The sequence below is a fragment of the Massilia phyllostachyos genome (genome assembly GCF_021044825.1).
Lineage (GTDB): Bacteria > Pseudomonadota > Gammaproteobacteria > Burkholderiales > Burkholderiaceae_D > Telluria > Telluria phyllostachyos.
Map to the genome: position 1 here is coordinate 121,810 of NZ_JAJNOC010000008.1, position 19,047 is coordinate 140,856.

Sequence of the window (19,047 nt, forward strand, 5' to 3'; positions counted from 1 at the left end):
AACGCAGCCCCCGCTTGTCAGGCGCGTCAGCAACGACCGGTTCCCTCCTGGGATAGGTTCTAAGAACGAGAGATAGCCACAATGGAAGCATCACGCCCGCCGCGCATCCTGGTCGTCGACGACGACGGCGCGGTCCAGGTCTCGCTGGCCCTGCTGCTCAAGCAGTCCGGCTTCGACGCGGTTTGCTGCGACGGCCCGGCCGCGGCGCTGGCGCAACTGGGAAGCCGGCCCTTCGACCTGGTCCTGCAGGACATGAATTTCTCCCTGCAGACCAGCGGCGCCGAAGGCCTGGCGCTGCTGGAGGAAATTCGCAAGCGCTACCCCACCCTGCCGGTGCTCCTGATGACGGCCTGGGGCTCGATTGCCCTCGCCGTTGCCGGCATCAAGGCCGGCGCCGCCAACTTCTTCACCAAGCCCTGGGACAACGCCCAGCTGATGGACCTGATCGCGGCTACGCTCGAACTCAAGGGGCCGGATGCCGGAGGCCCCGGCCGCAAGGCGCTCGATGGCCAGTTCGATTTCGCCGGCATCGTCGGCGAGCATCCGAAGCTGCTGCGGGTGCTGGCCACCATCGGCCAGGTGGCGAAGACGCGCGCGCCGGTGCTGATCCTGGGCGAAAGCGGCACCGGCAAGGAGCTGGTGGCGGACGCCATCCACCGCAACAGCCCGCGCGCCGATAGCCCGATCGTCAAGATCAATATGGGCGCGATCCAGCCGACGCTGTTCGAGAGCGAGATGTTCGGCCACGTGCGCGGCGCCTTCACCGACGCGCGCGCCGACCGCAAGGGCCACGTCGCCAGCGCCGACGGCGGCACCCTGTTCCTCGACGAGATCGGCGAACTCAATCGCGGCGACCAGGTGAAACTCCTGCGCGTGCTGCAGGACCAGCGCTACCAGCCGGTCGGCGCCAGCCGCAGCGAACAGGCCGACGTGCGCGTGGTCTCGGCCACCAACCGCGAACCGGCCGAACTGGTGGCGAGCGGCGAGTTCAGGGAAGACCTGTTCTACCGCCTGAACCTGATCACGATCCGCCTGCCGGCGCTGCGCGAGCGGCGCAGCGACATCCCCCTGCTGGCGCGCCACATCGCCGCCACGGTGGCCGACAGCTATGGCCTGGGCCAGGTCACGCTCACCCAGGGCGCCCTCGATTGGCTGGGCGCCCAGCCCTGGCCGGGCAACATCCGCCAGCTGCGCCAGACCATGGAACGCACCCTGCTCCTGTCCGGCACCTCCCAGCTGGGCCAGGCCGACTTCGCCGCCGCCGGACGCCTCGACGACGGCGCCGCTTCCTCGTCCCAGCGCCTCGGGGTGGACGGCATGACGCTGGAACAGGTCGAACGCCGCATGATCGAAGCGGCGCTCGACCAGCATGGCGGCAACATCACCCGCGTGGCCAAGGTGCTGGGCCTGTCGCGCACCGCGCTGTACCGGCGGCTGGAGCGCCACGGCCTGGCCGAGCCGGACGAATGAGCTTGCGCCGGCGCCTCGGCGCTTACCTGCTCGCGCTGCACGTGCTGCTGTTCGCGGCCGCCGCGCTGCTGTTCAAGGACGAGCCGCTGTCCTTCATCGCGGCCGAGACGGCGCTGCTGCTCAGCCTCGGCCTCGGCTTCGCCCTGCTGCGCCAGGCCCTCGAACCGCTCGGCTATACCCGCCGCTTCCACGACCTGCTGCAGGACCAGAACTACGCGAACCAGCTGGCCGCCCCCGCCTCGCGCGAGCTGGACGAACTGGTCGGGCTGTTCAACACCATGCTGGCCGCCCTGCACCGCGAACGGCTGGCAGCCGGCGAACAGCAGGGCTTCCTCGACCGCCTGCTGGAGGCCACGCCGAGCGCGGTCGTGGTGTTCGATTTCGACGGCGCCATCAGCCTGGTCAACGCCAGCGCCGTGTCCCTGCTCGGCTTGCGCGAGGCGCAGGGCAAGCGCCTGGCCGCCGCGGTCTTCGCCTCCGGCCTCGATGCGCGCGCGCTGGCGCGTGCACGCGACCTGGTGGCACAGCTCGACGCGCTGCCCGCGGGCGAGACCCGCCTGCTCACCGACACCGAGGGCCGCCGCTACCGCGCCCAGCGCGGCCACTTCTTCGACCGCGGCTTCGCGCGCCACTTCCTGATGGTCGAGGAACTGACTGCCGAACTGGAAGACTCCGAGCGCGCCACCTACGCCCGGCTGGTGCGGGTGCTGGCGCACGAGGTCAACAACACGGTCGCCGCCACCCGCTCGGTGCTCGACTCGCTGCTGTTCTACCGCAGCCAGCTGGGCGAATCCGACGCCGCCGACTTCACCACCGCGATCGAGGCGGTCAAGCGGCGCAACGTCAGCCTCGGGGAATTCATCGACCGCTTCACGCGCGTGGTCAAGATGCCGGCGCCGGAGCGCAGGCCGGCCAGCCTGAAGGCGATGGTGGACGATATCCTGTGGCTCAGTCGCGAGCAGTGCGCGCGCGCCGGCATCCGGCTCGGCTGGCGGCGCTGCGACGAGGTCGGAACCGTCATGCTCGACGCCGGCCTGGTGGAAGGCGCGCTGCTGAACATCGTGAAGAACGCGATCGAGGCGGTGACGGAAAAAGGGGCGCCTGGCGGGTATGTGGAGCTGGCGCTCGAAAGAACCCAGGCCGGCATCGTGCTGGCCGTGATCGACTCGGCCGACCTGCTGGGCGCGGTGGCGCCGCGCCAGCTGTTCACGCCCTTTTTCAGCACCAAGCCGGGTGGCCAGGGGATCGGCCTGATGTTCGTGCGCGAGGTGCTCACGCGCCACGGCCTGGCGTACTCGCTGGCCTCCACCGGCGAGGGCGAGACGCGCTTCGAGATTCGCTTTTCTTAGGATGGGCGGAGGACCGCCCATCCTGCAAATTCAATCCCGATCCGAGCTTACTTCTTCGGATACTTGATCGTCATTTCCTTCAGCAGGTTGTCGGCATGGTCGACTTCCTTCATCAGCCACAGCATGTAGCGGATGTCGACGTGGATCGCGCGCGTGATCTCGCTGTCGAAGTACCAGTCCTTGGTGATCGATTCATAGGTCGAATCGAAGTTCAGGCCCACCAGTTCGCCGCGCTTGTTCATGATCGCCGAACCGGAATTGCCGCCGGTGGTGTCGGCGCTCGACAGGAAGTTCACCGGCACGGTGTTCAGCACCGGGTCCTTGAACACGCCGTAGCGCTTGGCCTTGATCGCTTCGCTCAATGCGGCCGGCACGATGAACGGATCCTTGTTGGTCGCCTTCTCCAGGATGCCTTCGACGGTGGTGAACGGGCCCTTGGTCAGGCCGTCGCGCGGCGCGTACGGCGCCACGGTGCCGTAGGTCACGCGCAGGGTCGAGTTGGCGTCCGGGTAGACCGGCTTGCCCTGCGACTTCTTCCAGGCGATGACGGCCGCCATGTACTGCGGGATCACGCGTTCCAGGTTGCCGTCGATCTCGTTGCGGCGGTTTTCCAGGCTAAGTCCCGTCTCGTGCAGGCGCACGGCGAGCTGGATGAAGGGGTCGCTGGACTTGCGGAAGGCGTCCGGATCCTTGCCGATCCAGGCCAGGCGCTTGGCGGTGTCGGCCAGTTCGGTCGACTTGTACATCGCATTGAGCGCGGTGGGCGCCGGCAGCAGCGCATCCAGGCCCTGCGGGCGCAGCTTGGCGTCGATGCGGGCGTAGCGCGCCAGCGCGGCGCCGTAGCGCGCTTCATCCACTTGCGGCACGAAGGACTGTTCGAGGCGGGTCAGGCGCGCCTTGATGAAGGACAGGTCGCGTTCCTGGTAGCCGGCTTCGCGCTGGGCGTCCGGCTTCTGGCGTTCCAGCGCCAGGCGGTACAGGGTGCGCGCGCTTTTCAGCAGGTCGCTGTGGGTGGCGTCAAGCCAGGCGCCTTCCTGGCGCGAAGCGGCCATGTCCTGGGCGATCACGCCGTCCAGGTCCGCCAGCAGGTTCTTCGAACCGTTGCCGCCGTTCTGGCGGTGCCAGGCGCGGAACTCGGCGTCCTGCACGTCCTTGATCGCGGCGATGTCCTTGCGCGCGAAGCCGTCGATCAGGCCCTGCGTCTTTTTCAGCACGTTGTTCAGGCTCTTGGCGACGCTGGCGTAGCGCACGTCCCAGGCGGCGTTGCCCATGGTGGCGGCCGAGATCACCGACAGGTCGGCGGTGATGCCGGCGGCGCGGCCGGGGAGCTCGACGTCGCGCGCGAAGCGGATCTCGCTCGGCAGCTTGTAGCGGCTGGTGCGGCCCGGATAGCCGGCCAGCAGGATCGGATCGCCCTTCTTCAGGCCTTCGGCGGAAACCACCAGGAAGTCCTTCGACTTGTACGGCACGTTGTTCGGCGACGGGTCGGCCGGGCGGCCGTCGGGGCCGACGTAGGCACGCAGGAAGGAATAGTCGCCGGTCTGGCGCGGCCACTCGTAGTTGTCGATGTCGCCGCCGAAGTTGCCGATGCGGTCGGACGGCGCGTACACCAGGCGCACGTCGCGGATCATCAGCTGCTTGATGCGGTAGTACTCGAGGCCGCGGTGGAAGGCCGGCACCGAGCAGCGCGCCGTCTTGTCGGTCTCGCACTCGGCGATCAGCGACTTGATGCGCGACTCGACCAGCTCGTGGCGCTCGCGGCCGGACATCGACGGCGACAGGCCCTTGAGCACGCGGTCGGTCACGTTCTCGACTTTTTCGGTCACGTAGACCAAGGTGTTCGGGCCGCCCGGCAGTTCCTCGGCGCGATTCTTCGCCAGGAAGCCGCCCACGATGTAATTCTTCTCCGGGGTCGAATTACGCTGGATGGCGCCGTAGGCGCAGTGGTGGTTGGTGACGATCAGGCCGTTCGGCGACACGAAGGAGGCGGAGCAGCCGCCCAGCGACACCATGGCGCTCATCGGGTGCTTGCTCAGGTCGGCCAGCTTCTCGGCCGGGATGGTGATGCCGATGCGTTTGAGTTCGGATTTCAGTTGCGGCAGCTGGTGCGGCTGCCACTGGCCTTCGTCGGCGCTGACGAAGGCCGAGGCGCCCATCAAGGCGACGGGCAGGACAAACGATTTGAACAAGGTTGACCCCAGGTGAATAAAAAGCAGCCCGGAGTATAACTTTGTTACGTCTGCATGCGGTCGTTTTTCAGCGTAATGACGGGCTGCTTTGGTCCTGAAAAGCAGCCCTCAGGCGCGGATTACTTCTGCTTGCGGCGCCGGGCGGCGCCCAGGCCCAGGGCGCCCAGACCCAGCAGTATCATGCTGGCCGGTTCCGGCACGTCGGCCTGCGCCAGTTCAAAGTTGAACGTCGTCGCCTGTGCGCCGCCGAAGCCGAAGCGCACGTTGTCGACGTAGCCGCTGAAGCTGCCGTTCCAGCCGGAGCCGATGCCGAATTCGATGCCCAGGATGGCCGTCGATGCGCTCAGCACGTCGTACACGGCGCCATTCGGCACCGTGCCTGCGGCCCAGCCGTCCAGCGTGATATCGAAGTCCTCGACCGTGGTACCCGGCGAGAACTTGCGCTGCCAGAAGTAGCCGTCCAGGATGTCGCTCGAGACCCAGGTGTCGGTTGGCGTGGCCACGCCCTGGTAATGCTGTTCCCAGATCAGGTAACCACGATCGTTGGTGGTCGCGGCGTTGCCGTCGGCGTCGTACAACAGGCGCATCGCCGGTTGCAGGTGCGCTGCCGCGCTGCCGCCGCCGGCGCGCATCCAGTCGAAGCCAAGGGTGCTGAGATTGCCCAGCGTGCGGCCGCCCATATAGCCCCAGGTGTAGACATAGTCGGCCTTGCCGCTGCTGTTGGTCAGTGACATCGCCACCGAGCCGTTGCCGCTGCGCGCCTGGGCGCCGGTAATGTCGGCGGAGGTTTGCGAGCTGTAGCCGGTCGAGACGTCGCGCAGATTGGCCCGATACCAGGTGTTCAGCGCCGGGTCGGTGGACACACTGGTGACGGTGACGGCGCTGGCTTGGGCGGCGCTGGCGGATAGCAGGCACAGGGCCAGCGAGGCGTGGAGCAACTTAGTCATGGCATTTCTTTCAGGAAAATGGTTATGCCAGCAGTTACGCAAGATTAATGCCAGCCGTACAAAATACTGACGGATCAATGGCTTGCGAGATCTTCCATTGAGTTACCACAAGCATATGTAAAATTTCCTGACAGATATTCTCCTGACTATTCCGTCACACTCTCCACCCGCCAACCGCCTCCCAGGGCCTGGATCAGGGTCACGGCCGCAGCCTGGCGGTCCGCCTGCACCTGCACCAGCGAGCGGCGCGCATTGAGCGCCGTGTTCTGCGCCTGCACCACTTCCGAATAGCTCACCTGCCCCGCGCGGTAGCGGTTCAGGATCTGCTGTTCGACCTTGTCGGCCGCCTCGGACGCCACGCGCGTGAACTCCTGCTGCTGTTCCAGCACGCGCACGGCGCTGAGCTGGTCCTCGACGTCGGCAAAGGCGTTCAGCACCGTCTGGCGGTAGCGCGCGACGGCCGCCTGGTGGCGCGCCTCGGCCGCCGCCACGCTGGCGCGGGTGGCGCCGGCGTTGAAGATCGACTGCGCCGCCGACAGCCCGAAGGACCAGGCCGCGTTCGAGGCCGAGATCAGGTCGGAGAAGCGCGCGCCGCCGCTGCCCGCCGATGCGCTCAGGCCGATGTTCGGGAAGTAGGCGGAGCGCGCGATGCCGATCTCCGCGTTGGCGGCGGCGACGTCGCGCTCGGCGGCCGCGATGTCCGGGCGGCGCTGCAGCAGGGTCGCCGGCACGCCGACCGGCACCGCCGGCACGGCCACGCGCCATTCCTGCGCCGGCGCCAGCGCGAATTCGCTCGGCGCCTTGCCGACCAGGACCGCGATCGCATGCTCGAACTGGGCGCGCTGGCGCTGCAGGCTCAAGGCGTCGCTCTGCGCGTTCGCCAGCTGGGTCTGGGCCTGCAGCACGTCGGTGCGGGCGACGATGCCGACGTCGTAGCGGTTCTGGGTGATGCGCAGCTCGCGCTCGTAGCCGGCGATGCTGGACGCCAGCAAGGTGCGCTGGGCGTCGAGCGCGCGGATGGTGAAGTAGTTGGCCGCCACCTCGCCCTGAGCCGACAGGCGCGCGCTGGCCAGGTCGGCGGCGGTCGCTTCCGCGCTGGCCTGGGCGCTGGTGACGCCGGCGCGCAGGCGCCCCCACACGTCGGGCTCCCAGGCGCCGCCCAGGTTCAGGCGGTAACCGGTGCTGGCGCCGCCATTGCGCACGCCGGAGCGCTCGGCGCTCAGGCCCAAGGACAAGTTCGGGAACAGCGCCGCGCGCTGCTGGGCGACGATGGCGCGCGCCTGCGCATAGTTGGCGACGGCTGCCGCCACGTTCTGGTTCGAGACCTCGACGCTGGCGGCGAGTTCATTGAGCACCGGGTCGCCGAACAGCTGCCACCACGGTCCGCGCTCGAGCGCGTCGGCGGGCGCCGCCGGCACCCAGCCCTGCGCCTCCTTGAAGGCGGCCGGTTCCGGCGTCGTGGGCCGCTCGTAGGTCGGCGCGACGGAACAGCCGGCCAATGCGGCGGATACAAACAAGACGATGGGTAGGATACGCATATTCTTCATTATTTTGCGGGGACGGGTTCGCCTGCGTCGGCATGCCGGGTCAGCTCGTGTTCGTCGGGCTTGCGGGTACGCAGCTTGTCGAGCAGGACGTAGACCACCGGGGTGGTGAGCAGGGTCAGGAGCTGGCTGGCGACCAGGCCGCCGATGATGGCGATGCCCAGTGGACGGCGCAGCTCCGAGCCTTCGCCGAATCCGATCGCCAGCGGCAGCGCGCCCAAAGCCGCGGCCAGGGTCGTCATCAGGATCGGACGGAAGCGCAGCAGGCAGGCTTCGCGCACTGCAGCAACGGCCGTCAGCCCCCGCGCCCGCTCCGCTTCCAGCGCGAAGTCGATGATCAGGATCGCGTTCTTCTTGACGATGCCGATCAGGAGGAACACCCCGATCAGCGCGATGATCGAGAACTCCATCTTGAACATCAACAGGGCCAGCACCGCGCCCACGCCGGCCGAGGGCAGGGTCGACAGCACCGTCACCGGATGTACCAGGCTCTCGTACAGGATGCCGAGCACGATGTAGATGACGATGATGGCGGCCGCGATCAGGAAGGGCTGCTCCTTGTTCGATTCCTCGGCCGCGCGCGCCGTGCCCTGGAAGCTGCCGCGGACGTTGGTCGGCATCCCGATCTCGGCCTCGGCCGCCTTGACCGCATCCTGGCCGTCTTCCAGGTTGTAGCCCTGGGCCAGGTTGAAGGAGACCGTGGTCGCCAGCTCGCCATCCTGGTGGTTGACCGAGGTCGGCGTCGAGCTTTCGGCGAAGTTCGCGATCGCCATCAGCGGCACCATGCGGGTGGCGCTGGTGGACAGGGCCGAGCCGCTGGACGGGTCGCGCGCGGCGGTGAGGTTGCTCGGCGAGGACGGCGTGCCGGCGGACGAGCCGGTGCTGGAAGCGACGCTGCCGCTGCCGGTGCCGCTGGTCCCCGCTCCGCTGACGCCCGTCGCCGCGCCGCTGCTGGCGGCGGTGCCCGCCGTGGTGCCGGAACCCGTCCCGCGCGCCGGCACATACACGTCGCGCAGCGCTTCCGGCGACTGGGCGTAGCGCTGGGCCACGCCCATGATCACGTGGTACTGGTTCAGCTCATCGTAGATGTTGGCGACCTGGCGCTGGCCGAAGTTGTTGTACAGGGCGTTGTCGACTTCGCGCGTGGTGATGCCCAGGCGCGAGGCGGTTTCCTTGTCGATGGTGACGTAGGTTTCCACGCCGTTCTCGGCCTGGTCGGTGTCGACGTCGGTCAGCGCCGGCTGGCGCTTCATGCCCTCGGCCAGGCGCGTGGCCCACTGTTTCAGGTCGTTCGCGTTGTCGCTCTTGAGCGTGTACTGGTAGGTCGAGTTGCTCGAACGGCCGCCCATGCGCAGGTCCTGCACCGGGTTCAGGAAGATCGACACGCCGGTCACCTTGGCCAGCTGGGGGCGCAGGCGCGCGATCACGGCCTGGCCGGCCTCGCCCTTGCCGCGCTCGCTGACCGGCTTCAGGTTGATGAACATGAAGCCGCCGCCGGCGCGTCCGCCGCCGGTAAAGGCGACCACCGTGTCCACCGCCGGGTCCTTGCGGATGATGTTGACCAGCTGGCGCAGCTTGCCCTGCATGGCCTGGAAGGAGATGCTCTGGTCGGCGCGGATGCCGCCGTTGAGCTGCCCCGTATCCTGCTGCGGGAAGAAGCCCTTGGGCGCCGCGGAAAACAGGAACACGTTCAGGCCGACCACGAACACCAGGATGATCATCACCAGCAGCTTGCTGTCGAGCGCCCAGTCGAGCGCGTGCTCGTAGCTGCGCAGCACGCCGCCGAAGCCCTTCTCGGACCAGCGCGCCAGCATGCCCGGCTTCTTGTCCTTCTTCTCGCGGCGCAGCAGCCAGGCGCACATCATCGGCGTGGTGGTCAGCGAAATCACCAGCGAGATCATCACGGCCACCGACAGGGTGACGGCGAATTCGCGGAACAGGCGCCCCACCTGGCCGCCCATGAACAGCAACGGAATGAACACCGCCACCAGCGACAGCGAAATCGAGAGGACAGTGAAACCGACTTCGCGCGCGCCCAGCAGGGCCGCCTTCATGCGGTCCATGCCGGATTCGATGTGACGCGCCGTGTTTTCCAGCACCACGATGGCGTCGTCGACCACGAAGCCGGTGGCGACCGTCAGCGCCATCAGCGACAGGTTGTTCAGGCTGAAGCCGAGCAGGTACATGACCCCGAAGGTGCCGAGCAGCGAGACGATGGTCGCCACCGCCGGCACCACGGTCGCCCGGATGCTGCGCAGGAACACGCTCACCACCAGCACCACCAGGATGATCGACAGGATCAGGGTGAACTCGATCTCGTGCAGCGAGGCGCGGATGGAGTTGGTGCGGTCGGACGCCACCTGCAGGGTCACGTCGCCCGGCAGCTGCGCCTGCAGCGAGGGCAGCAATGCGCGCACGCCGTCCACGGTCTCGATGACGTTGGCGTCCGGCTGGCGCGTCACCAGGACGATGACCGCCGGCTGGCCGTTGAACAGGCCCAGGGTATTGATGTTCTCGACGCCGTCGATGACCTGCGCCACGTCCTGCAGGCGGATCGCGGCGCCGTCGCGCCAGGCCACGACCAGGTCGCGGTACTCGGCCGCGGTGCGTCCGCCCTTGCTGCCGGCCGGCTGCGAATAGATCTGGAAGCGGTTGCCCGCCCCTTCGATCGCGCCCTTGGGCCGGTTCGCATTGGTCGACTGGATCGCGGCGCGCACGTCCTCGCTCGAGACGCCGTACTTGTTCAGCGCATACGGCAGCAGCTCGACCCGCACCGCCGGCAGCGAGCCGCCGCCGATCTCGACTTCGCCCACGCCTTTCACTTGCGCCAGGCGCTGCTGCACCAGGTTCGACACGGACTCGTAGATCTGGCCGGGCGAACGTGTTTTGGAGGTCAGCGCCAGGATGATGACCGGCGCGTCGGACGGATTGGCCTTGCGGTAGGTCGGGTTGCTGCGCAGGGTGGCCGGCAGGTCTGCCCTCGCCGCGTTGATCGCGGCCTGCACCTCACGCGCGGCCGAGTCGATCTTGCGGTTCAGGTCGAACTGCAGGCTGACCCGGGTCGAGCCGTTGCTGCTGCTCGAGGTCATTTCGTTGACGCCGGCGATCACGCCCAGCCGGCGTTCGAGCGGCGTGGCCACGCTCGACGCCATGGTCTCGGGCGAGGCGCCAGGCAGCGAGGCCGACACCGAGATGGTCGGGTAGTCGACCTGCGGCAGCGGCGAGACCGGCAGCACGAAGAAGGCCGCGATGCCGGCGAGCGCGATCCCGAGCGTCAGCAGGACGGTCGCGATCGGGCGCTCGACGAAGGGGCGCGACAGGTTCATGCGCCGACCTCGTCAAGCTTGTGCGGCGCTTTGCCGGTGCGGCGTCGCGCCAGGCGATCAAAGGCGAGATAAATCACCGGGGTGGTGAACAGGGTCAAGAGCTGGCTGACGATCAGGCCACCGAAGATGGCCAGGCCCAGCGGCCGGCGCAGCTCGGCGCCCTCGCCGGTGCCCAGCATCAGCGGCACCGCGGCGAACAGCGCGGCCAGGGTCGTCATCAGGATCGGGCGGAAGCGCAGCAGCGCGGCCTGGCGGATCGCATCCAGCGGCGACTTGCCGCCGTCGCGCTCGGCCTCGATCGCGAAGTCGATCATCATGATCGCGTTCTTCTTGACGATGCCGATCAGGAGGATGATGCCGATGATGCCGATCACCCCCAGCCCCTGCCCCGTCACCCACAGCGCCAGCAGGGCGCCGACGCCGGCCGACGGCAGGGTCGACAGGATGGTCAGCGGGTGCACATAGCTTTCGTACAGCACGCCCAGCACGATGTAGACGCAGACCACGGCCGCCAGGATCAGCCACAGCTGGTTCGACAGCGAAGCCTGGTAGGCGCCGGACGCGCCGAGGAAGGTCATCGACACCGAGCCCGGCATCTTGATCTCTTCGGCCGCCTCGTGGATCGCGTCGACCGCGGTGCCCAGCTTGACGCCGTCGGCGGTGTCGAAGCCGACGGTGGCCGCCGGATACTGCGCCACGTGGACGATCTGCAGCGGCGCCTCGGCTTCGCGGATGGTCGCCACGGCCGACAGCGGCGTCGGCTGGCCGGACCCGGTGCGCAGCTGCAGGCGCGACAGGCTGGCGAGCGACATCGCCTCGTCCTGCTGCGCTTCCAGGATCACGCGGTACTGGTTGGTCTCGGTGAAGATGGTCGAGACGATCCGCTGGCCATAGGCGCTGTACAGCGCGTCGTCGATCGAGGCGGCCGTGATCGACAGGCGCGAGGCCGTGTCGCGGTCGATGTCGATGTAGGCGGCGGCGCCGACCGCGCCGGCGTCCGTCGTCACGTTGCGCAGCTGCTTTTTGGTCGCCATCTGCGCCACCAGCTTGCGCGCCCACTCGTTGACGGTGGCGCTGTCGGCGCCCTCGATCGACAGGCGGTACTGGGTCGGGCCGCTCTCGGCGTCGATGGTCAGGTCCTGGGTCGGCTGCAGGTACAGGGTCAGGCCGGCCACGTTGGCGACGCGGCTGCGCAGGCGCGCCATGATGCCTTCCTGGTCGCCGCGCTCGTCTTCCTTGATGTTGATGAGCATGGTGCCGGTGTGGAGCATGGTGTTGTTGGCCGCGTCCACGCCGACGTAGGAGCTGATCGACTGCACCGCCGGGTCCTTCAGCACTTCGGCGATCGCCTGCTGCTGCAGCTTCGCCATCTCCGCATACGAGATCGACTGGCGCGCCTGCAGGCGGCCCTGCAGCTGGCCGGTGTCCTGGGTCGGGAACAGGCCTTTCGGGATCACCATCCACAGCAGCGCGGTCAGCACCAGGGTGCCGAGCGCCACGATCAGGGTCAGGCCCTGGCGCGCCAGCACCCAGCCCAGCGCGACGTCGTATTTGTCGATCACGCGATCGAAGAAGGCCTGGGTCTTCTGGGCGAAGCGGCCGGGCTTTTCTTCTTCATGCGGCTTGAGCCAGCGCGCCGCCATCATCGGCACCAGGGTCAGGGAAACCACCGCCGAGATCAGGATGGTCACGGCCAGCGTCACCGCGAACTCGCGGAACAGGCGCCCCACCACGTCGCCCATGAACAGCAGCGGAATCAGGACCGCGATCAGCGACACGGTCAGCGAGATGATGGTGAAACCGATCTGGGTCGCGCCCTTGAGAGCCGCCGCCATCGGCTTCTCGCCCTCTTCGATGTAGCGCGCGATGTTCTCGATCATGACGATCGCATCGTCGACCACGAAGCCGGTGGCGATGGTCAGCGCCATCAGCGAGAGGTTGTTCAGGCTGTAGCCCATCAGGTACATGATGCCGAAGGTGCCGATCAGGGAAATCGGCACCGCCAGGCTGGCGATCACGGTGGCGCGCATGCTGTGCAGGAAGGCGAAGATCACCAGCACCACCAGCACCACGGCCAGGATCAGTTCGATCTGCACGTGCTCGACCGAGGCGCGGATGCCGGCGGTGCGGTCGCTCAGCACGTCCATGCGCACGGACGCCGGCAGGCCGGCCTGCAGCTCCGGCAGGCGTTCCTTGATGGCGTCGACGGTGGCGATCACGTTGGCGCCCGGCTGGCGTTGCACGTTCAGGATGATGGCGGGCTTCAGGTTGGCCCAGGCGCCGATGCGCACGTTCTCGGCGCTGTCGACCACCTTCGCCACCGCGCCCAGGCGCACCGGCGCGCCGTTGCGGTAGGCGACGATCAGGTTCGAATAGTCGTCGACGGTAACCAGCTGGTCGTTGGCGTTGATCGCATACGAGCGCGAAGGGCCGTCGAAGTTGCCCTTGGCGCTGTTGGCGTTGGCGGCGGTGATCGCGGTGCGCAGGCTGTCCAGGCCCAGGCCATAGGAGGCCAGCGCCTCGGTGTCGGCCTGGATGCGCACGGCGGGACGCTGGCCGCCCGAGAGCGAGACCAGGCCCACGCCCGAGACCTGGCTGATCTTCAGGGCCAAGCGCGTGTTGACCAGGTTCTGGACCTCGGTCAGGGGCAGCGAATCGGAGGTGATGGCCAGGGTCAGCACCGGCGCGTCGGCCGGATTGACCTTGGCGTAGACCGGCGGCGCCGGCAGGTCGGTCGGCAGCAGCGAGCCGCCGGCGTTGATCGCGGCCTGCACTTCCTGCTCGGCCACGTCCAGGGTCTGGCCGAGGCCGAACTGCAGGGTGACCACCGAGACGCCGGCGGCGCTGGTGGAACTCATGCGCGTCAGGCCCGACATCTGGCCGAACTGGCGCTCCAGCGGCGCGGTGACGGTGCGCGCCATCACCTCGGGGCTGGCGCCCGGGTACAGGGTCTGGACCTGGATGGTCGGGAAGTCGACCTGCGGCAGCGCGGACAGCGGCAGGAAGCGGTAGCCGACCAGGCCGGCCAGCACGATGGCCAGCATCAAGAGGGCCGTCGCGACCGGGCGTTTGATGAATGGTGCAGAAGGGCTCATGGCGCGGTACCAGCAGCGTGGTTTGAACGCGTGGGCGGAGGACCGCCCACCCTACGACCACCAACCCCAAGACCGTCGTTCCGGCGCAGGCCGGAACCCAAGTTTGCCAATGTCATTGCTGCGTTCCTTGCTGACGACGGCGTTCGCCCTGCCCTTGCTGACCACCACGCGCACCCTGCGGACGATCACCCGGCAAGGTCACTTTGGCCCCATCACGCAAACGATCCGCGCCTTCCGTAATCACCTGCTCGCCCACCTTCAGCCCGGTCATGATCTGCACCTTGTCCACCGTCGCCTGACCGCGCGTCACCGCACGTTGCGACACCGTCTTGTCCGCCGCATTCAGCACATACACGAAGTCGCCGTTCGAACCATGGCGCAGCGCCGTCACCGGCACCACCACCGCATTCTCGATCGTGTTCAGCTGCAGGCGCAGGTTCACGAACTGGCTCGGGAACAGCTTGTTGTCGTTGTTGGCAAAGCGGGCCTTGGCGCGCACGGTGCCGGTCTGGACGTCGACCTGGTTGTCCAGGGCGATGAAGGAACCGGACGCCAGGCTGTCGGTGCGGGTGCGGTCCAGCGCGATGGCCGGCAGCTTCGCGTTCTGCGCGATGCGCTGCTGCAGCGCCGGCACCTGGTCTTGCGGCACCGTGAACTCGACGTCGATCGGCGACAGCTGGGTGATCACGGCCACGCCGTTGGCATCATTGCTGCCCACCAGGTTGCCGATGTCGACGGTGCGCAGGCCGAGGCGCCCCGAGATCGGCGCCTTCACTTGCGTGTAGCTGAGGTTCAGCTGCGCCACGCCTTCCGAGGCGCGGTCGGTCATCACGGTGCCTTCCAGCTGCTTGACCAGCGCAGCTTGCGTGTCGACTTCCTGGCGTGCGATGGAATCCTGTTCCAGCAGGGTGCGGTAGCGGGTCAAGGTCAGGCGCGCGCTTTCCAGCTGGGCTTCGTCGCGCTGGCGCTGGCCGCGCGCCTGTAGCAGCGCCATCTCGAAGGGACGCGGGTCGATGGTGGCCAGCACCTGGCCGGCCTTGACCAGCTGGCCTTCGGTAAACTGGATCTTCTGCAGCACGCCCGAGACCTGCGGCCGCACGGTGGCGGTCGCCGCGGCCACCACGGTGCCGAGCGCGTCGATGTTGACCGGGATGTCGGCCTGCTGGGCCTTGGCCACGCCGACCGTGGTGGCGGGCGCGCCGCGGCGGCCGCCGCCGGGTCCCCCCGGCCCTCCCCTGCCGCCCGGCCCGCCCGCGCCCGGCCCGCCGGCGCCGCCACCCGCGCTCTGGTGGGTCAGGCGCCACGCCAGCACGCCGAGGGCGACCATGGCCAGCACCGCGATCACGGCGCCGATGATGCGCCGGCGCCGTAGCGCCCGGGGCGATGGCGGCGGCGGGCTGGTGAGGGCGGATTTGGGGGAAGAATTCTGCTCCATGCTGATCCTTGTTATTTTCGCTAACGTGCTATTCGTACAAGAGGGACCCCGAGAGCCTAGCATGCCACCCTCCATCGATATGTTTCGTAACGTACATTGCGCAGCCCCTCTTGTTACAAACCCAGGGTCAGGTTTACACGGATTTACACCGTTGGCCCCACGATGGCCGCTGTAAACGGAAAACGGGCGCGGAACTGTGTCCGCGCCCGTTTTTGCAAGCCAGTATGTCGTTACAAACTGGCTACAATTTTCTTCATGCCGCGCCCGTCATGGCATCTCGCACAGGCAGTGCGTGATGGCGGCGAAGGGCTTGCGGCCGTCCGCCACTTCGTTCAGCCAGGCCATGTCTTGCGCCACCTTTGCGACCGGCCCGGCCGGCAGAGCGTTCTCCAGCAGGCCGAGCTTGACCTGGATGTTGATCGCCTGGGCGGTCGAGGCGCCCATCATGTTCAGGAAGCGTTCCAGCTTGCCGACCGGACGCTCGATGTAGGCGACACGGTAATCCGCGCCCAGCTTGGCGGCCTTGGCGGCCGTGTTCAGGGCATCGCGGTAGCTGCCCAGGCGGTCGACCAGTCCGCGCTCCCTGGCCTGGGCGCCGGTCCAGACCCGGCCCTGCCCCACTTCGTCGATCTTCGCTGGCGTGGTCTTGCGGGCCGCGGCGGCGCGGCTGGTGAACTCGCCATAGACGTTGTTGATGCTGCTCTGAATCAATTGGCTGAAGCGCGGGTCGAGCGGGCGCAGTGGGTTGTAGGCGTCGGCCAGCCAGGTGGTGGTGTAGCCCTCGGTGTGGATGCCCAGCTTGTCGCCCACCTTCTCGGCGGTCGGCAGGATGGTGAACACGCCGATCGAACCGGTGATGGTGGCCGGGTCGGCGATGACCTCGTCGGCCGCCATCGAGATCCAGTAGCCGCCGGAGGCCGCGACGTCGCCCATCGAGACGATCACCGGCTTGCCGGCCGCGCGCGTCAGTTCCAGCTCGCGCCGGATCAGTTCAGAACCATAGGCGCTGCCGCCGGGCGAATCGACGCGCAGCACCACGGCCTTGACTGCCTCGTCCTCGCGCGCCTGGCGGATCAGGTTGGCGGTGGTGATGCCGCCGACCACGCCCGGGCCGCTCGAACCCTCGGTGATGTTGCCCGACGCGACCACCACGCCGACCGCATCACCGAAGGGCTTGGGCTGGTGGCGCTGCAGGTAGTCGCCGTAGGCGACCTGGCGGAAGGACTTGATGCTCTCGTCCCAGGCGCCGCGCTTGACCAGCATGTCGCGCAGCTCGTCGCGGGTCTTGAGGCCGTCGACCAGCTTGGCCTGCAGGGCCACCTTGGCCGCGCTGCCGCCCTGCGCTTGCATCTGCTGTGGCAGGGTCTCGATCCAGGACGCCAGCGTGCCCTTGGCCAGCTTGCGGTTCTTCTCGACCTGGCCGGTATAGTCCTGCCACAGGGCGTTGTACAGGTAGCTGTCGGCTTCCTGGGCCGCCTGCGAGGGACCGTTGGCGATATAGGGTTCGGCGAAGCTTTTATACGTGCCGACCTTGATCAGGTTGACGGTCACGCCCAGCTTGTCGAGCGCGTCGCGATAGTAGTTGCGGCGCCCGCCGAAGCCTTCGATCAGCACCATGCCCATCGGGTGCACATAGACTTCGTCGGCGTGCGAGGCCAGCAGGTAGCGTTTCTGGTCGTAGGTCCCGCCCCAGGCCACCACCTTCTTGCCGGATGCGCGCACGCGGTCGATCGCCGCGCCGACGTCGCGCAGCATGGCCAGGCCGCCGCCGTTCATCTGGTCCAGCAGCAGCACCACGGTGTCGATGCTCTTGTCCTTGGCGGCCGCATCGAGCACCGTGAGCAGGTCGCGCAGGCGCACCGCGCGCTTGCTGTCGCCGGCCACGCTGTCGAGCAGGGTGTCTTCCAGGCTCGACTGGTAGGTTTCGACCAGGTCGCCCTTCAGTTCCAGCACCAGCGCGCTCTTGGCCGCGATCGGCTTGACGCCGCCGCCGGAAAAGAGCATCACGATCAGGATCACGAACAGCAGGAACAGCAGGTTCATGAAGGTGCGGCGGGACACGTCGACCGCATGCCACAGCATGCCGAAGGCGCGCCGCAGTGCGCTCAAGGGTTTGAAAGCCATCGAAACTCCGTATCAGTGATTGATGTCGGCTCAGGCTGATGCCAACGCCGGGCCGGTCTTTTCCTTGCGGGAGATTGCAAACAAACCGGCAAACACCAGTATGCCATTTACTATCAGCAATTCCAGCCCAAGGCGGTAAGAACCGAGCAGATGTTCCTGATTGTACTCAAGGAGCGCGCAGAGAATCGGTGCGCCGATCGTAATGAACGGCACCAGGCGGTCGTTCGGAATGCGGCGCGTCATCATGCCGAAGCCGAACAGGCCCAGCAACGGACCGTAGGTATAGGCCGCCAGCTTGAGGATGACCACGATCATGCTCGGGTTGTCGGCGGCCTTGAAGCCCAGCACCAGGAACAGGAACAGCGCGGCAAAACCCAGGTGCACGTGGCGGCGCAGCCTTTCCTTGGCCGCTTCCGTGAGGTCGGTGCGGCGCTTGATGCCGAGGATATCGATGCAGAACGAGGACGTCAATGCCGTGATGGCCCCGTCCGCGCTCGGGAACAGGGCCGAGATCAGAGCGATCAGGAAAATGATCTGCACCGTGGCGGGCAGATGGCCCATCACCACGGCCGGGAAGATCTTATCGCCGGTGGCGGTCACGCCCACGCTTGGCGCATACAGATACAGCAGGCCGCCCAGGAACAGGAAGCTCAGCAACACCACGACCAGCACCGCGGTCAGCGTCAAGAGGTTCTTCTGCGAATCCTTCAGGGTTTTCACCGAGATGGTCTTCTGCATCATCTCCTGGTCCATGCCGGTCATGGTCAGCACGATGAAGATGCCGGCCACGATCTGCTTGAGGAAGAAGTTGGGGCTGTCGAAATCCGTGGTGAAGACGCGCGCCAGGCCCTGCGACTGCATCGCGTTCAGGCTTTCGGGAATCGACATGCCGAGCTCGCCCAGCAGGAACCAGACGCAGGCGAACAGGCCGAACAGCATGCAGGTGGTCTGCAGGGTGTCGGTCCAGACGATGGTTTTGACGCCGCCCTGGTAGGTGTACATCAGGATCATGCCGAGGATGACCAGGGTCGTGATCCAGAACGGGATGCCGAGGCTGTCGAGGATGATGGCCTGCAGGATGTTCACCACCAGATACAGGCGCGCGGTGGCGCCCAGCAGGCGCGAGATGATGAAGAAGCCCGCCCCGCTCTGGTAGGAACGGCGTCCGAGGCGCACGTCGAGGTAGTGGTAGATCGAGGTCAGCTGCAGGCGGTAATATAGCGGCAGCAGCAGGTAGACCACGGCGACGTAGCCGATCACGTAGCCGATCAGGATCTGGGCGTAGCCGAAGGCATCCGCGCCGACGGCGCCGGGCACGCTGACGAACGTGGCGCCGGACAGCGTGGTGCCGACCATGCCGAAGGCGACCAGCATCCAGTTGCTGCTCTTGTTACCGATGAAGAAGCTGTCGTTGTTGGCGTTGCGCGAGGTGGCCCAGGCGACGCCGAGCAGGAGGGCGAAGTAGCCGATGAGGATTGCAAAAAGTAGTGCCGGGGACATGGAATTCCAATGCGGGTTATCGTTTCGCCCAGCAATATACACTGAAGCGATAGCACCGGGAATGCAGC

The 19,047-nt window shown here is 67.3% G+C and carries 10 protein-coding genes; 2 read left to right on the plus strand and 8 right to left on the minus strand.

The features are described 5' to 3' along the window. Positions 1–81: 81 nt before the first annotated feature. Together LQ564_RS20385 and LQ564_RS20390 are read left to right on the plus strand one after the other, a co-directional pair. Complete coding sequence (locus LQ564_RS20385; RefSeq protein ID WP_231059943.1) at positions 82–1,470, plus strand: sigma-54-dependent transcriptional regulator; 1,389 nt, start codon at positions 82–84, stop codon at positions 1,468–1,470. Beyond that, complete coding sequence (locus LQ564_RS20390; RefSeq protein WP_231059944.1) at positions 1,467–2,819, plus strand: sensor histidine kinase; 1,353 nt, start codon at positions 1,467–1,469, stop codon at positions 2,817–2,819. The genes LQ564_RS20385 and LQ564_RS20390 overlap by 4 nt, the downstream gene beginning before the upstream one ends. 47 nt (positions 2,820–2,866) lie before the next feature. Here the strand turns inward: LQ564_RS20390 and LQ564_RS20395 are convergent, their stop codons facing one another. From LQ564_RS20395 to LQ564_RS20430, 8 genes are all read right to left on the minus strand, one after another. Beyond that, positions 2,867–5,008, minus strand: coding sequence for a S46 family peptidase (locus LQ564_RS20395; protein ID WP_371873521.1), 2,142 nt, complete (start codon positions 5,006–5,008; stop codon positions 2,867–2,869). Between the two features lie 119 nt (positions 5,009–5,127). Further along, positions 5,128–5,955, minus strand: coding sequence for a PEP-CTERM sorting domain-containing protein (locus LQ564_RS20400; RefSeq protein WP_231059945.1), 828 nt, complete (start codon positions 5,953–5,955; stop codon positions 5,128–5,130). 146 nt (positions 5,956–6,101) lie between these two features. Next, a complete protein-coding gene (locus LQ564_RS20405; RefSeq protein ID WP_231059946.1) occupies positions 6,102–7,493 on the minus strand; it encodes an efflux transporter outer membrane subunit in 1,392 nt (463 codons plus the stop codon). Between the two features lie 8 nt (positions 7,494–7,501). Further along, positions 7,502–10,825 carry an efflux RND transporter permease subunit gene (locus tag LQ564_RS20410; protein ID WP_231059947.1) on the minus strand — a complete coding sequence of 1,108 codons (3,324 nt, stop codon included), beginning with the start codon at positions 10,823–10,825 and terminating at the stop codon, positions 7,502–7,504. Beyond that, the gene (locus LQ564_RS20415; RefSeq protein ID WP_231059948.1) at positions 10,822–13,920 is read right to left on the minus strand and encodes an efflux RND transporter permease subunit; all 3,099 of its coding nucleotides are present in this window, start codon (positions 13,918–13,920) and stop codon (positions 10,822–10,824) included. The genes LQ564_RS20410 and LQ564_RS20415 overlap by 4 nt, the downstream gene beginning before the upstream one ends. A gap of 112 nt (positions 13,921–14,032) precedes the next feature. Then, a complete protein-coding gene (locus LQ564_RS20420; RefSeq protein WP_231059949.1) occupies positions 14,033–15,355 on the minus strand; it encodes an efflux RND transporter periplasmic adaptor subunit in 1,323 nt (440 codons plus the stop codon). Positions 15,356–15,622: 267 nt separating this feature from the next. Next, positions 15,623–17,479: a signal peptide peptidase SppA gene (gene sppA, locus LQ564_RS20425; protein ID WP_231059950.1), complete on the minus strand. Its 1,857-nt coding sequence runs from the start codon at positions 17,477–17,479 to the stop codon at positions 15,623–15,625. A 30-nt stretch (positions 17,480–17,509) separates the two neighbouring features. After that, positions 17,510–18,979, minus strand: coding sequence for a sodium:solute symporter (locus LQ564_RS20430; RefSeq protein ID WP_231059951.1), 1,470 nt, complete (start codon positions 18,977–18,979; stop codon positions 17,510–17,512). Between the last annotated feature and the right edge of the window lie 68 nt (positions 18,980–19,047).